The 14,152-nt window shown below is 72.5% G+C and carries 11 protein-coding genes; all 11 read right to left on the reverse strand.

Annotation, left to right across the window (positions count from 1 at the left end):
• Positions 1 to 31: 31 nt before the first annotated feature.
• The 11 genes from ACGFIS_RS08420 to ACGFIS_RS08470 all read right to left on the reverse strand — a co-directional run bounded on the left by ACGFIS_RS08420 (position 32) and on the right by ACGFIS_RS08470 (position 14,061).
• The gene (locus ACGFIS_RS08420; RefSeq protein WP_392902586.1) at positions 32 to 664 is read right to left on the reverse strand and encodes a DUF4142 domain-containing protein; all 633 of its coding nucleotides are present in this window, start codon (positions 662 to 664) and stop codon (positions 32 to 34) included.
• 146 nt (positions 665 to 810) lie between these two features.
• Positions 811 to 2,322, reverse strand: a complete 1,512-nt coding sequence (locus tag ACGFIS_RS08425; protein WP_392902583.1) for a ferredoxin — start codon at positions 2,320 to 2,322, stop codon at positions 811 to 813.
• Positions 2,319 to 3,158 (reverse strand): hypothetical protein, encoded by an 840-nt coding sequence (locus ACGFIS_RS08430; protein WP_392970024.1) that lies wholly within the window; start codon positions 3,156 to 3,158, stop codon positions 2,319 to 2,321. Before ACGFIS_RS08430 ends, ACGFIS_RS08425 begins: the two co-directional genes overlap by 4 nt.
• Before the next feature lie 7 nt (positions 3,159 to 3,165).
• Complete coding sequence (locus tag ACGFIS_RS08435) at positions 3,166 to 5,022, reverse strand: peptidoglycan DD-metalloendopeptidase family protein (protein ID WP_392902580.1); 1,857 nt, start codon at positions 5,020 to 5,022, stop codon at positions 3,166 to 3,168.
• Between the two features lie 575 nt (positions 5,023 to 5,597).
• Positions 5,598 to 7,136, reverse strand: coding sequence for a penicillin-binding transpeptidase domain-containing protein (locus ACGFIS_RS08440; RefSeq protein WP_392970027.1), 1,539 nt, complete (start codon positions 7,134 to 7,136; stop codon positions 5,598 to 5,600).
• 551 nt (positions 7,137 to 7,687) lie between these two features.
• Positions 7,688 to 8,479 carry a hypothetical protein gene (locus tag ACGFIS_RS08445; RefSeq protein ID WP_392902574.1) on the reverse strand — a complete coding sequence of 264 codons (792 nt, stop codon included), beginning with the start codon at positions 8,477 to 8,479 and terminating at the stop codon, positions 7,688 to 7,690.
• A 17-nt stretch (positions 8,480 to 8,496) separates the two neighbouring features.
• Positions 8,497 to 9,624, reverse strand: a complete 1,128-nt coding sequence (locus tag ACGFIS_RS08450) for a glycosyltransferase family 4 protein (protein WP_392970030.1) — start codon at positions 9,622 to 9,624, stop codon at positions 8,497 to 8,499.
• 88 nt (positions 9,625 to 9,712) lie between these two features.
• Positions 9,713 to 11,335, reverse strand: a complete 1,623-nt coding sequence (locus tag ACGFIS_RS08455; RefSeq protein WP_392902570.1) for a cytochrome bc complex cytochrome b subunit — start codon at positions 11,333 to 11,335, stop codon at positions 9,713 to 9,715.
• Positions 11,332 to 12,447 carry a Rieske 2Fe-2S domain-containing protein gene (locus tag ACGFIS_RS08460; protein ID WP_392902567.1) on the reverse strand — a complete coding sequence of 372 codons (1,116 nt, stop codon included), beginning with the start codon at positions 12,445 to 12,447 and terminating at the stop codon, positions 11,332 to 11,334. Before ACGFIS_RS08460 ends, ACGFIS_RS08455 begins: the two co-directional genes overlap by 4 nt.
• Complete coding sequence (locus ACGFIS_RS08465; RefSeq protein WP_392902564.1) at positions 12,444 to 13,352, reverse strand: c-type cytochrome; 909 nt, start codon at positions 13,350 to 13,352, stop codon at positions 12,444 to 12,446. Before ACGFIS_RS08465 ends, ACGFIS_RS08460 begins: the two co-directional genes overlap by 4 nt.
• 52 nt (positions 13,353 to 13,404) lie before the next feature.
• Positions 13,405 to 14,061 carry a heme-copper oxidase subunit III gene (locus ACGFIS_RS08470; RefSeq protein ID WP_392902561.1) on the reverse strand — a complete coding sequence of 219 codons (657 nt, stop codon included), beginning with the start codon at positions 14,059 to 14,061 and terminating at the stop codon, positions 13,405 to 13,407.
• Positions 14,062 to 14,152 lie beyond the last annotated feature (91 nt).

The following is a 14,152-nucleotide window of genomic DNA, read 5'->3' on the forward strand; positions in this document are numbered from 1 at the left end:
AGGTACTCCCTTTTGCGGGGTGGGATGTACGTCATTTCAGAGCACGCCTGGGTACCAGGCCGGTGCTCTCCAGCAGCGACATGTGCGTGTTGACGAACTTCATGGAACGCTCGGCGAACGCACGGACCTCGCTGTTCTCGGACTGCGAGCGCACCTTGGCGATGACGGTGAAGACCGCCCCGTGTGCGGCGCGCAGCCGATGCACCCAGATCTTGTCGTAATCGGCGCCGAATTTGCCTGACATCTCTCTCAGCCAGGCTTTCTGGCTCCCGTTGGGCTCGTTCGGGAGGAGCACGCCGAGCCGCTCCGCGGTCGCGCGGGCGTCCGCGTCCAGCTGCACGTGCTGCTGCCAGATGATCTCGGCGACCTCCCTCACCCGGGGGCTGGAGGCACGCTGCTGTGCCTGCTGGCCTGCGGGGATCTCCCAGAGGCCGGCCTGCCGCACCGCGACGAGCAACTTCCTGTCCAAAGTGCTCAGACGTCCCCAGCGGGTGTTCACGGTGCCACCGAGGTTCGCCGCGCCGCTGGCGGGGACGCCGACCGGGTTCATGACGACCACGAAGGCGGCCCCCACGGCCGCCACGGCCGCCAGAATCAGCAGGGTGCGGCCCAGGCGAAGGCGTGGCAGCCTGCGCATTTCGGCGATTCCGTAGGATTTCCTCAAGGGAACTTCTTCCTCCTTTCGAGGATCTCTCGACGGACCCGGCGCGGGTTCTGTGGGAGATACGCGCCACGCGGGGTACCGGGTTCAAGAGCGCTCATCTGATTTCCTCTTTTTCACACGCCCGAATTGGCCGCCGGACCGTCGGGTCAGCGCCTGGACGGGATGCCGGGGACGCCGTCGACGACGCGCAGCGCCAATGCGGGGCACATCGCGACCGCCTTCTGCACGTCCTTTTCCATCCAGGAGGGAATGTCGGTGCCGAGCACCACCGGGAAGCCGTACCGGTCGAGCTGGATCAGCTCGGGGACGATGTAGGCGCACAGTCCGTGCCCGTCGCAGCGGCTCCAGTCGATCGCCACCCGGCCCTCCGAGCCGTCGGGCACCGGCAGCGGCAGGACCCCGTACGTCGACAGATCGCAGCCGCCGCCCCACCGGTGGGCGTCGATGTCGGCGGCGAACGCCTCCATCGCCGAAAGGACGAACCTGGCGGTCCCGTCCGGGTGGGTGCAGGCGCCCCGGCCCCGGCCGATGCCGGCGGCGCGGCGGACGTCCTCCACCGTTCCCGCCCCCTCGGTGAGGGAGTTGAGGGACCGCACGACGTCGGGGAGCCCGAGCCGGCACGGCCCGCACTGCCCGGCCGACTGCGCGGCCAGGTAGGAGGCGATCCGGGTGACCTCGCCGAGCGGGCAGGTGCCCTGGCTGAGCGGCAGGATGATCCCGGCGCCCACCGTCCCGCCGACCCGGCGCATCCCCGCGCGTGACAGCACGGCCCGCGGCACCGCGGCGGGGCCGAGCCACATCCCGTGGTAGCCGCCGACGAGCACGCCCGGCGACGGGGGCACCTGGCAGTGGTCGAGCACGGCCTGGAGCGGCGTGCCGAGCGGCGCCTCCACGACCTGGGTACCGCCGACGGTGAGCAGCGTGGTGCCCGGCTCGTCGTCCGTCCCGGCCGACGCGTACAGGTCGGGGCCGAGGGAGACGAGCACGGCGAGCTGCGCGAACGTCTCGGTGTTGGACAGCAGCGTCGGGTAGCCATCGACGCCGGAGTCGGACGCGCGGACCTTGACGCCCGGAGGGATCGGCGTCTCCCCGTTGATCGCGCGGACCACCGCGCCGCTCTCCCCGGAGATGAACCGCTCGGTCAGCCGGACGACCCGCGCGGGCATCCGCCGTTCGCTGATCGCGGCGCGGACCGAGCGGGCGGCCTCGTCGTCCTCGACGGCCACGACGATCCGCTGGGTGCCGAGCGCGGACGCGGCGATCTGGGCGCCGTCGAGGACGAGGTGCGGCGCCCGTTCGAGCAGGACCTTGTCCTTGGAACTGCCGGGCTCCCCCTCGGCGCCGTTCACCACGATGACGACGTCCTCGCTGGAGCCGCGTTCGTTGCCGCTCTCGCCGGGCAGCAGCGCGGTCTGGTCGGCCGTCGGGTAGTTGACCCGCGCCGCCACGGCCATCAGCTTGCGGGCGAACGGGAAGCCGGCGCCGCCGCGCCCCCGCAGATCGACCTGCTCGCACATGCGGACGATGTCGTCCAGGTCCGGCGCGCGGAGCCTGCCGTGCACGGCCAGGTGCCTGTCGAGGTCCAGCCGGTCGAACCTGTCGAATCCGAGCGTGAGCCGCGGACCGCCGATGCCGGAGACGGTGACGGTCGATGTCATCGGTAGACCTCGGTGTCGTTTCCGCCGCCGTACACGGGCATGCCGCGCGGGTCCTGGACGGTGCCGCGCGGGTCGTCGAAGCCGTCCATGGGATCGGCCTCCCTCGCGCGGGCCGCCGCGGCGGCGCGGGCCTCCTCGTGCTCCATCGCCGCCATCGCGCGCCGGTCGCGGCGGCGTCCGGCGCCGTCCGGCCTGGAGAACGGATCGATCTCGTCGTCGGCGCGGTTCAGCTCCCGTGGTTTGACCACCACGATCAGGCGGGTCGTCAGGGCGAGCACGACCAGCACCACGCTCATCACGTAGGAGAGCACGACCCAGTTCGCCGCGGCCCGGCCGGTGATCAGGCCGTGCACGATCGCGAACGGCCACGCGACGTAGGCGAGGGCGTGGACCGACCGCCACACCCACGCCTTGCCCCGGAACGCGAACCGCGACCGCAGCATCCCGGTGACGACGATGACGAGCATCAGGTCGAACGCGACCGTGCCGAGGCCGACCGCCCCGCCCGTCGGCACGACGACGTTGACGGGCAGGGCGAGGCCGGCCATCACCTTCACCGACACGTGCGCGAACAGCATCGCCACCGAGATGATCGCGGACGCGCGGTGCAGGGCCTGCGCGAGCACCCGGTGCCGGATCTTCAGGATCAGGCGATCGGTGGCCAGCAGCCCGCTCATCACCGCGGTGGTCAGCGCCACGAGGGCGAAGACGCCGGCGAAGAAGTTGAGGAAGTACTGCACGTTCGCGACCGCGACGGCGCCCTGCGGGGTCGCCGCGCCGACGAGCACGAGCACCGCGCCGGCGAGCACGAGGCGCAGCGCCCAGGTGGGGACCATGGGATCATCACTGTTGCGAATTCGCACCGCTCGGACTCCTCTTCTGGGTTGCGCCCTCCGCCGGGGCGGGGGGCGTTCCGGCGCCGTCCTCCGGCGAGGCGCCTGGGGACGGCGGCGACGACGGAGGGTCGTCCCCCGCGGGGACCGCGCCGAGGTTGGCCAGCAGCCCGCCGGGAAGCACCTGGAGAACACCGCGTTCGGCGAAGCCGAGGAGGGGGTTGGCCCGCTCCTGGAACGTCCAGCCGCCGATCTGCGCGCCGTCGAGGGGGATCGGCCCGCCGCCGCGGCGCAGCCCGAACCCGACCTCGGCGCGCGGCGAGGCCGCCCCGCCGCAGGGCCGTTCGGTACCGGTGCGGCCGAGCGGGGCGCCCTGCTCGACGACGCTGCCGTCGCGTACCGCCGACGCGCCGCGGAGCCGGTAGTAGGTGGTGGCCACACCGCTCCCGTGGACGAGCATGACCATCGCACCGCCGCCCGAGTCGGCGCAGAAGCGGTAGAGGCGGCCGTCGCCGGCCGCGAGGACCCGCCCGTCGCCGCCGGAGAACGCCAGCGAACCCAGCGGCCGCGGCGAGCCGTTTGAGGTCGTCATCGACCAGACCTCGCCGGTCTTCCACGGCAGCATCAGCGCGTCGCCGGCCCGCGAGCCGTTGACGAGCGCGGTGGCCTGCGCGGCGGTGAGGGCGCCGTACCGGCGCAGGGCACGCACCTCCGCCGCCGGCATGACCTTCGCCGGGGCGGCGCCGAGCAGCGCGTTGAACTCCGTCCCGCCCGAGAGCGCGACCTGCCACTCCTCACCCGTCCAGCGGGCCGCGTAGAACGCCACTTCGGGGGTCGCGGTGCTGCCGGTGGGGACGGGGAGCGCGGTGGTGCCGAACACCCAGCTCTTGTCGGCGCTCGTCCTGGTCGCGTCCACGATCGGCCGGCCCGCCGGCGCCGCGCCGTAGGCCTGCCGGGCGGCCGCGCCGCGCTCGTCGATGGTCAGCTCGCGCACCTGCGCGGCGAGGATCCCGAGGTTCGGGGCGGACGGCGCCGCGGGCGCCCCGCTCTGCCCGGGCTGCTGCGGCCGGCCGGGCTGCTGCGGCTGTGCGGGGTCGCCGCCGGGCTTGGGCGGCGTGATCGCGCGCTGTGAGCCGGCCGGGCCGGACGCCCCGCCGATGGGCCCGCCTTCCAGCAGCGCCCGCTCGGCGATGCCGAGCAGGGACAGGCCGACGGCGGTGGACAGCACGATCGCGCCGATGCTCATCCGGTCGGTGGGGCGCCGCCCGCGCCGCGGCTTCGCCTTCGGCCCCGGCCGCGGTGTCGCCGGGCGCCGGGACGGCGGACGGGCCGGCTGACGCGACCGGGTGGCCCGCTGCGGGGGACGTTCCGCTGCGCGCCGCTGGGAGCGTGACCGCTCCGCGGGCCGTGCCCGTCCGCCGCGCGGCTGGAACTCCCGCGACCGGTCCCGGCCCGCCGCGAGCCCTTCCGTCCGCGCGTCGAACCCTTCCGTCCGCGCGTCGAGCGTCTCGGACCGGGCGTCGAACCGGCGGGTGCGCGCATCGGACCGGCCGTCCCGTGGATCGGGCTGCCGGCCCCGGGCATCGGACCGGCCGTCCCGCGCATCGAACTCGCGGGTTCGCGCATCCGGTGGATCATTGCGGGGGCCGAACTGGCGGGTCCGCGCATCCGGCGGGTCGTTGCGAGGGCCGAACTGGTTCGCCCGGGCATCGGACCGGCCGTTCCGTGCGTCGAACTGCCGGGTCCGCGCATCGGACCGGTCGTCCCGCGGACGGTCGTCCCGGTCCTTGGGAGGCCTGTTCCGCGCGCCGAACTGGTCATCCGTGCGCTTGCGGGACCGCTTGGCGCGGGCCTCGTGCCGCTTCATCTCGCGCCGGCTCGGCCCGCGGCGCGACGATCGCCGTCCGCGCTCGGTGCCGTCCGGCTGCTCGGACCACCAGGACCCTTCGGGCCACTGCGGCCGCGGCTGCGGCTCGTCGGACCATGTCCCCCGACGGGGCTCAGGTCTCGACGAGGGACGCGCGGGCGTCTCGGCCCACGGTGAAGCATGCGTGTTGTTCCGGGACGCATGCCCGATATCGCGTCGCGCCATGCCCTCTCCTGTGGAGGAGACGGAGGGCTCGGCGAACGCCGGTCGGCTCCGGACCGCCCGGCTCATCACCCGGCGGCCTTCCCGCTGAGACATCGGAGATCGCGGTGCGGGAGCCCGCTCGCTCCCACCGCGTTCCCCGAACGGATTCTTGACGAACCCGCTCGATCACTCCGGGAGCATACGCCCCATGAGTCACTCGTTGCGCGCTGGTGCCAAGAAATCCGTACAGACCCTATCCCGCGGCCCTTCTGCTCTCCACTGGAGTACGCGGGGACACCGCGGAGTGTTCACGATGAGGCTCACCTTTTCCGGAAGTCCGCCGCGAACGCACGGCGGCCGCGGAGCACCGGTCAGCGGACGGCCTTCAGGAAGCGGGCGGCGAGCGGCGCCGCGACCTCCGGCCCCGAGCCCCCTGCCTCGACGAAGACCGAGAAGGCGAGATCGTCGCGGTATCCGATGAACCAGGCGTGCGACCGCCCGCCGCCGAACTCGGCCGTGCCCGTCTTGCCCGCCGTCCCGGCCGGCAGGCCGGCGCCCGCGGCGGTGCCGCCGGTGACCACGGCCCGCATCAGCGTGCCGAGCGCGGAGGTCCCGGGCACCCGGCGGGGTTCCGGCACCGCTCCCCCGCCCTCGCGGATCAGCTTCGGCGCCAGCAGCCGCGGCGCCCGCCACGAGCCGTCCGCCACGGCGGCGGCGGCCGACGCCATCAGCAGCGGGCTCGCCTGGACGCGGCCCTGCCCGATCCCGGCCTCGGCCAGTTCCGCGCCGCCGCGCGGGTCCGGGAAGCCGCCCTGGGCGGCGTCCACACCCGGCGTGATCCGCACGCCGAACCCGAAGCGCCGGGCGCTCGCCGCCAGCTTCGCCGCACCGAGCCGCTCGACCGCGAGCCGCGCGAACGTGGTGTTGCAGGACGCGGCGAACGCGGCCCGCAGCGACGTCGGGCCGAGCGCGTGGTCCTCGTCGTTGTGGATCGTGCGCTGCGCGGTGACCACCGAGGCGGGGCAGTCGACACCGGTCCCGGGGCCCGCCCCGTCCGCGATCAGCGCGCCCGCGACCACCACCTTGAACGTCGAGCCGGGCGGGTAGAGGGAGGCGAACGCGCCGAGCCCGCCGAGCCCGTCGGCCACCGCGAGCACCTCCCCGCTGGACGGGCGGACGGCGATGACCGCGGCCCGGCCGGGCGCGGACGCGGCCGCCTTCACCGCCGCCGCCTGTACGCGCCGGTCCAGCGTCGTGCGGATCTTCTCGCCCTTCTCCACCCCGAACAGCTTCACGCGCTGCGGTGGTCCGCCGTCGTCGCGCAGCTCGATCGCCCATCCGGTCTGCTCGTCCTCCTTGCCGAGCCGGTCGGTGATCCCGGCGAGGTAGGGCGCGAGCGGGCCGTCCTCGGGCAGCGCCTCGCCGTCCCGCGCGACCAGCGTGACGGCGGGGACCCGCACCTGCCGCAGCGCCCACCGCCCGCTGCCCTTCAAGCCCGGGTACAGCGTGGCGGGCGACCACAGCACGCGCCACCGTCCGTCCACCTGCCCGAGCCGCAGTTCCGACGTGAACGACCACCTCCCGTGCCCGGCGACCGACCTGCTGACGGTGAAGCCGGCCCGCGCGGCGGCTCGCCCGGTGCGAACGACGGGGCGCGGCTCCAACGCGATGCGGTCGACCATGAGGCCGCGGGACAGCGCGCGGTGCTGCGAGGCGAAGTCGGCGGGCGGGTCGGCGACGAACTCGCGCATCTCGTCCAGGTCCCCGTGGCTCCAGGCCGCGAAGTACCCGGCCGCGACCTCCCGGGGATCGCCGCCCCGTCCGTTCCCCAGTGCCCAGCCGACCGTGAGCCCTGCCACCAGGACGGCCGCCAGCACCCCCGCCAGCACCACAAGGCCCTTGGACCGCACCCGTCCTCCTCGACCCCGCCCAGAGATGATCATCCCAATGTCGGATAGTGCCGTACATGCTTAAGAACAGGTACTTTCTGGCCGAATGTGGTGATGGGCTTAGCGACGACTGATCCACCCCTTAAGCGCGCTTTAACGGGGATGCCGCGACGGCCGAGGGTGCCTACCTTCGTGAACGTCCATGACCGCGGACACATGCGGCAGGAGGTGCCCCCGGATGAGTCGATCACCGCGACAGGGATCAGCCCAAGGGGGCGCCCACCCCTCCTGCACGTCCGCGGCCGGGCACCGTCACGGGGCCGGGCCCCGCGGTGCCGGATGCCGGGGCCGTGCCCCGCACTCCCGTCCACGCGAACTCGATCCGGCCCCGCGGGCCGGCCCGCACGGCGCGCCCGTCTCCAGGTCCTCCCCCACGAGGGCGCCGGGCCGGTCACGCCGGATCACCACCCACCCCATCTCGGCAGGGGCGTTCGCGTGGAACCGGTCTCCGGAGGCGAGGCACGGCCCCGACCGGCCACCGGTCCGCGCGTCACCGGCCGCCGCGTCACCGGTCAGCGCGTCCAGGGGAGGCGGACGGCCTCCAGACCCGGATCGGTCAGGACGGCGTCGACGAGCGCGGTGGGCCCGACGACCTTCGTACCCCACAGATCCCAGTCGCAGTAGACGACCCAGGACCGGTCCTCCGCCCACAGATCGGACGGGCAGCTGGACATCTCCGGATGGTCGTACAGGGCGGCCGCGTCGCCCAGCCGTCCCGCGAAGACCGTCTCGTCGTCCCAGTCGGCCGTGACGAGCGGGCAGTAGTACGCCAGGCAGCGGGTATCCGAGCCGGACGGGCTGTGCCGCAGCAGCAGCCCGATCAGCCGGAACCAGCTCTCCCGGTCGAGACAGCCCTCCGCGGGCGGCTGGATGGCCGCCGACCAGCTCCCGGCCGGATGCCCCTGCCGCAGGCAGCGGTTGCCGGGCAGCTCCCCCTCCGGGACGGCATGCTCGCCGAACCCGCGCGCGAGCTCCTTCCAGCGCAGCCTCCGCCACCCCGCGCCCGGATCGCCGCTGCGGCCGAGGCCGGTGCCGGTGACGATCGCGCCCTCCAGCAGGTCGCCCACATCGCCGGGCACGTCACCGGCCGTGTCGGCCAGGCCAGCCGCCGCCACGGACTGGTGGACATCGTCGTGGGTCGTGGTGACCAGCCCCTCCTCCCACGCGTACATCGCGTGCAGGAGCCAGACGGAGTCGGGACGGCGCGGCGGCTCGAACCCTGAATAGCAGTGGTCGGGATCCAGATCGTGCAGCCACCGGGCGGCCTCCCCGGGAACGCGGGCCCATGCGTCCTCGATGTCCATATCCGCATCCTGCCATCTCAGGACGCGAGCAGGCCGCCGAGGCGAGCGGCCTGGATCTCCCAGCGCCACTCGCGCTCCACCCAGGCGCGGCCCTTCTCGCCCATTGCGCGGGCGCGGCCGGGGTCCGTGAGAAGCCCGGTGAGCGCCTCGGCGAGGCGGGCGACCGAACGGCCGGGCACGACGACCCCGGTCTCGCCGTCCAGCACGGCGTCGGGCGCGCCGCCGGAGTCGCCCGCCACCACCGGCAGCCCGGTCGCCGACGCCTCCAGGTAGACGATGCCGAGCCCCTCCACGTCCAGGCCGCGGCGGCGGGTCCGGCACGGCATCGCGAACACGTCCCCCGCGTCGTAGTGGGCGGGCAGTTCCTCCCACGGGACGCCGCCGGTGAACACGACCGACCCGCCCACCCCGAGCGACGCGGCAAGGCGTTCCAGATCGTCCCGGTACGGCCCGCCGCCGACGAGCAGCAGCACGGCGTCCGGTACCGAGCGCAGGACGTGCCGCCAGGCGTGGATGAGGGCGTCCTGCCCCTTGCGCGGCACCAGCCGGGAGACGCAGACGACCACGGGACGGCCGGCCAGGCGATGCCGCGCCCGGATCTCCTCGCCGCCGGCGCCCGCGCGGAACACCTTCTCATCGACGCCGGGAGCGAGCCGCGCCATCCGGGCCCCGGCGTCCGGCGACAGCGCCCGCGCCATCCGGGACCGCGTGTACTCGCCCAGGTACGTCAGCACGTCCACGTCGTCCCCGATGCGCCCGAGAAGGGCCCGCGCGACCGGCAGCGACGCCCAGCCCGCCTCGTGCCCGTGGGTGATGCCGACGAGCCGCCCCGCGCCGCGCCGCCGCAGCCCCGGGGCCAGCAGCCCCAGCGGCGCCGCCGCGCCGAACACCACCGAGTCGCAGCCCTCCGCGCGCAGCACGTCCGCCGCCCGGCGCAGCACGCCCGGTTCCGGCAGCATCAGCGACCCCGGATGCCGGACCACCGGGAACGGCTGCGCCGCGTCGAACTCCGCGGCGCCCTTCCAGGCCGGGGCGTAGACGACCACCGAGCCCGGCGGGCGCCGCACCGCGAGGCCGTGCACGAACGCCTGGATGCCGCCCGGACGGGGTGGGAAGTCATTGGTGACGAACAGCGTCTTGGTCATCGCCGGCCAGCATACGGACCCGGTGGGAACGGCAGGGGCCCGGCACCGCCGTGACGGTGCCGGGCCCCTCCGAGGCCGGGATGACGGGTCAGTGCTTGACCTGCTCCGAGTCCTTGCCGCTCTCGATCGCCTCATGCTCGCCATGCCCGTGCTCCTCGACGGGAATGTCGTCGAAGGTCCACGCGCGGTTCAGCCGCGAACGCAGATGCCCGATCGGGCCCTTGGCGGCGGGGATGCCCTGGGCGTCCCGGTCGGGCGCCTCGGGCCTGGCGTTCTCCTTGGACAGCAGAACGGCCTTCTCCTCCTCGCGCGCCGGTTCGTGCCGCTCGGAGAACTTGCCTTCCGGCGACATGAGGATCACGCCGCTCTCCACGCCGTGCCCGACGATGCCGGCGTCCTTGCGCTGCAGGCCGAGGCAGATCCGCTTCGTGATGATGAACGCCAGGACCGGGCCGACGAAGAACGCGACGCGGAAGAACCAGGTCGTGGCGAACAGCGAGATGTGGAACCGCTCGGCGAGGATGTCGTTCGCGCCGCCGAGCCACAGCAGCCCGTAGAACGTCACCGCGGCCATGCCGGTCGCCGTGCGGATCGGGGCGTTGCGCGGCCGGTCGTTGACGTGGTGCTGCCGCTTGTCGCCGGTCACCCATGCCTCGACGAACGGCCACAGGGCCGCACCGGTCATGATGATGCCGAGCGGCACCAATGCGGGGATCAGCACGTTCAGGCTGACCGTGTGGCCCCAGGCGGTGATCTCCCAGCCGGGCATGATCCGCAGCGCGCCTTCGAGGAAGCCCATGTACCAGTCCGGCTGGGAGCCGGACGAGATGGCGCCGGGATCGTACGGGCCGTACAGCCAGACCGGGTTGATCTGCAGGAACGCGCCGAACAGCGCGCACACACCGAACGTGAACAGGAAGTAGGCGCCCGTCTTGGCCATGAACACCGGGTAGAACGGGTAGCCGTACACCTGCTTCTCGGACTGGTGCTTGACCGGCATCGCGGTGTGCTTCTGATGCCACATGATCATCATGTGCGCGGTGATCAGGCCGAGCAGCAGGCCCGGGATCAGCAGGATGTGCAGCATGTACAGCCGGGGGACGATGTCCTGGCCGGGGAACTCGCCGCCGAACAGGAACATGTAGATGTAGGTCCCGACGACGGGGATCGACTCCGCCACGCCCTGGGTGATCCGCAGGCCGGTGCCCGACAGCAGGTCGTCCGGCAGCGAGTAGCCGAACAGGCCCTCCAGGATGCCGAGGGTGAACATGCCGAGGCCGATGAGCCAGTTCAGCTCGCGCGGCTTGCGGTAGGCGCCGGTGAAGAACACCCGCAGCATGTGCGCCAGGATCGACGCCATGAACAGGATCGCCGCCCAGTGGTGGATCTGCCGCATGAGCAGGCCGCCGCGGACGTCGAAGCTGATGTGCAGCGTCGAGGCGTACGCCTCGGACATCGTCACGCCCTGCAGGTTCGTGTACGAACCGTCATACACGACCTCCACCATGCTCGGCTTGAACCAGAGCGTGAGGAACGTACCGGTCAGCAGCAGGATGATGAAGGAGTACAGGGCGATCTCGCCCAGCATGAACGACCAGTGGTCCGGAAAGACCTTCTTGACGTTCCGCCTGAAGAAGGTGGTGGATCCGAGGCGTTCGTCGATGAAGCCGAGCGTGCCCTCGACGGCCTTCGGAGCCGTGGTGTCGCTCATCCGCGCTCCCAGAAGCTCGGTCCGACGGGCTCTTGATAGTCGCTCGTCGCGATGAGGTACCCGTCCTCCACGCCCAGCGGCAGCTGCGGCAGCGGCCGCGCCGCGGGGCCGAAGACGACCTTCGCCGCGTCCGTGGCGTCGAACGTGGACTGGTGGCACGGGCACAGGATGTGGTGCGTGGTCTGCTCGTACAGGGCCGCGGGGCAGCCGACGTGCGTGCACACCTTCGAGTACGCCACGACCCCGTTGACGTGCCAGTTGGCGCGGCCCTCGGCCGGCTTGAACAGGGCCTCGGGGACGTTGATCAGGATCGTGACCGCCTTGGCGACCTCCGTCAGCACCCGGTCGTGGGGAACGTGCTCCTCAAGACCCTCGGGCAGGACGGTGATCATGCCGCCGGGCTCGGCGAAGTCGCTGACCCGCAGCGGCTTGTGGGTGCCGTCCACCACCAGGCGGACGCCCTTCTTGCCCTCGCCCTTCGCCCGCTCGACGGCGTCGGCCCAGTAGGTGCTGCGGAGCTTCTTCTCCGGCAGCGGGCCGAGGTCGCGCAGCAGCACCAGCGGGGCCAGGCCGAGCGGCGCGGCGGCCAGCAGCAGCGTGCGGCGCAGCAGCGGCCGCTTGGTGATGCCGCTGTCGTCGGCGCCCTCGACGAAGTCCCTGGCGAAGGCGGCCCGGCTCTCCTCGTCGGAGGCCAGCTCGTGCCGTTCCTGGACGATCGGCTTGCTGGTCATCAGCCGCCGCACCCAGATGGTGACGCCGGCGGCCATCGCGAGGAAGGCCACCGCCATCGTCCCGCCGAGCCAGAAGTTGGACTCGCGGGCGTCCCAGACGCCGTGCATGCCGCCGTCGCGGCCGCTCCAGCCGATGAAGTACGCGATGAACGTCACGCTGGCGGCGAACGCGAGCAGGAAGAACGCCGCGACGATCCGCTCGGCCCGCTTGGCCGACGCCTCGTCGAGCTGATCCCCCACGCCCGCGGGCGCCGAGATGTCGTCCTCGGCGAGGAGGGCCTTCTCCCTCGCCGGGGACGGGGTGCCGACCACGCGTTCGCGCCGGCCGCCCTCCTCGCGCGGGTCCGTCGAGCCCGCGCTCTCGTTGTTGTCGTCGCTCATGACTTCTTCAGCTTCTTCGGCTTCTTCGCGGTGATCCACATGGCGGCCAGCACCAGCAGCCCGAGGCCGACCAGCCAGCCGGCCAGGCCCTCGCTCACCGGGCCGATGCGCCCGAGGCCGTTACCGCCCGGGTTCGGCTCGTTGCGCACGTCGACCAGGTAGGCGATGATCGCCCGCTTGTCCTCCGGCGTGAGCGTGGTGTCGTTGAAGACCGGCATCGCCTGCGGCCCGGTCAGCATGGCCTCGTACATCTGGGTGGGCGTGACGTCCCCCGTCAGCGGAGGGGCGTACTTGCCGCCGGTCAGCGCGCCGCCCTGACCGGTGAAGTTGTGGCACTGGGCGCAGTTGGTGCGGAACAGCTTGCCGCCGAGGGCGACGTCACCGCCCTCGGGGTCGACGGCCGAGGCCGGCGGAACCTCCGGGCCGCCGCCCAGCGACTGGATGTAGGCGCGCAGGTCGGCGACGTTCTTCTGTGCCTGGGCGACCTGCTCCTCGGCGTGCCGCCGCTTCTCCGGCTCCTCGTAGTCGGTCTTGATCGAGGTGTTGAAGGCGGGGATCGGCTCCTTGCGCGGCACCTGCGCGCCGGGGTTCATCGCGGGCATGCGGCCCGTGGTGACCTGGAAGTCGACGGAGGCGGCGCCCACGCCGATCAGGCTGGGCGCGATCGGGTTGCCGTCGGCGTCCTCGGTGCCCTGGGCGTTCAACCCGTGGCAGCTCGCGCAGTTCTTGTTGAACAGCGCCTGGCCGTTCGCCAGGTCCTGCGCGGCCTGGGCGCTGCTCTGCGCCTCGGCGTGGTCGGTCTTCGGCGAGAAGCCGGCGTAGATGACGCCGATCGCCGCCAGGGCCGCCAGCACGACGGCGTAGCCCGCCCACGGGCGCCGTCGCCATGCGGTGATCCTTTTCACGGAAATCCCCGTTCGGGTCATGTCTTCTGGTGGGTCAGGGTCGTCGGGCCGGTCAGACGTCGAGAAGGTAGACGACCGAGAACAGGCCGATCCACACCACGTCGACGAAATGCCAGTAGTAGGACACGACGATCGCGCTCGTCGCCTGCTCGTGCGTCCAGCGCTTCGCGGCGTAGGTCCGCCCGAGGATGAACAGGAAGGCGATGAGGCCGCCGATGACGTGCAGGCCGTGGAAGCCGGTCGACAGGTAGAAGACCGACCCGTAGGCCGAGGAAGAGAAGGTCAGCCCGTCGTGGGTGACCAGGTTGTAGTACTCGTACCCCTGGCCGGCCACGAAGTAGGCGCCCATGAGGAACGTGAGCACGTACCACTCACGCAGCCCCCAGCGCCGGAAGTTCAGCAGGCCGCCGTCGCGGCCCACCTTGCCGGCCTCCGCCTTGAACACCCCGATCTGGCACGTCACCGAGGACAGCACCAGGATCGTGGTGTTGAAGGCCGAAAGCGGCAGGTCCAGCGGGGCGCCCGGCCAGGCGTCCTGCCCGGACTGGCCGATCGTCACGGAGCGGATCGTGAAGAACATCGCGAACAGCGCCGCGAAGAACATCAGCTCGGACGACAGCCAAACGATCGTCCCCACGCTGACCAGATTGGGACGGTTCGCCCGTGCGTGAGGTGTTGTCTCTATCGCGGATGCTGTCACGGGCGACATTATTGCGCCCCCATCCCGTGAGTGACGCATGACCCCCCTTCTAGGGTTCCCGAGCGTGTCCCCGGCGCTCCCGACCCGGTAACCTTCACGT

It is taken from the genome of Spirillospora sp. NPDC048824 (genome assembly GCF_043198455.1).
GTDB lineage: Bacteria > Actinomycetota > Actinomycetes > Streptosporangiales > Streptosporangiaceae > Spirillospora.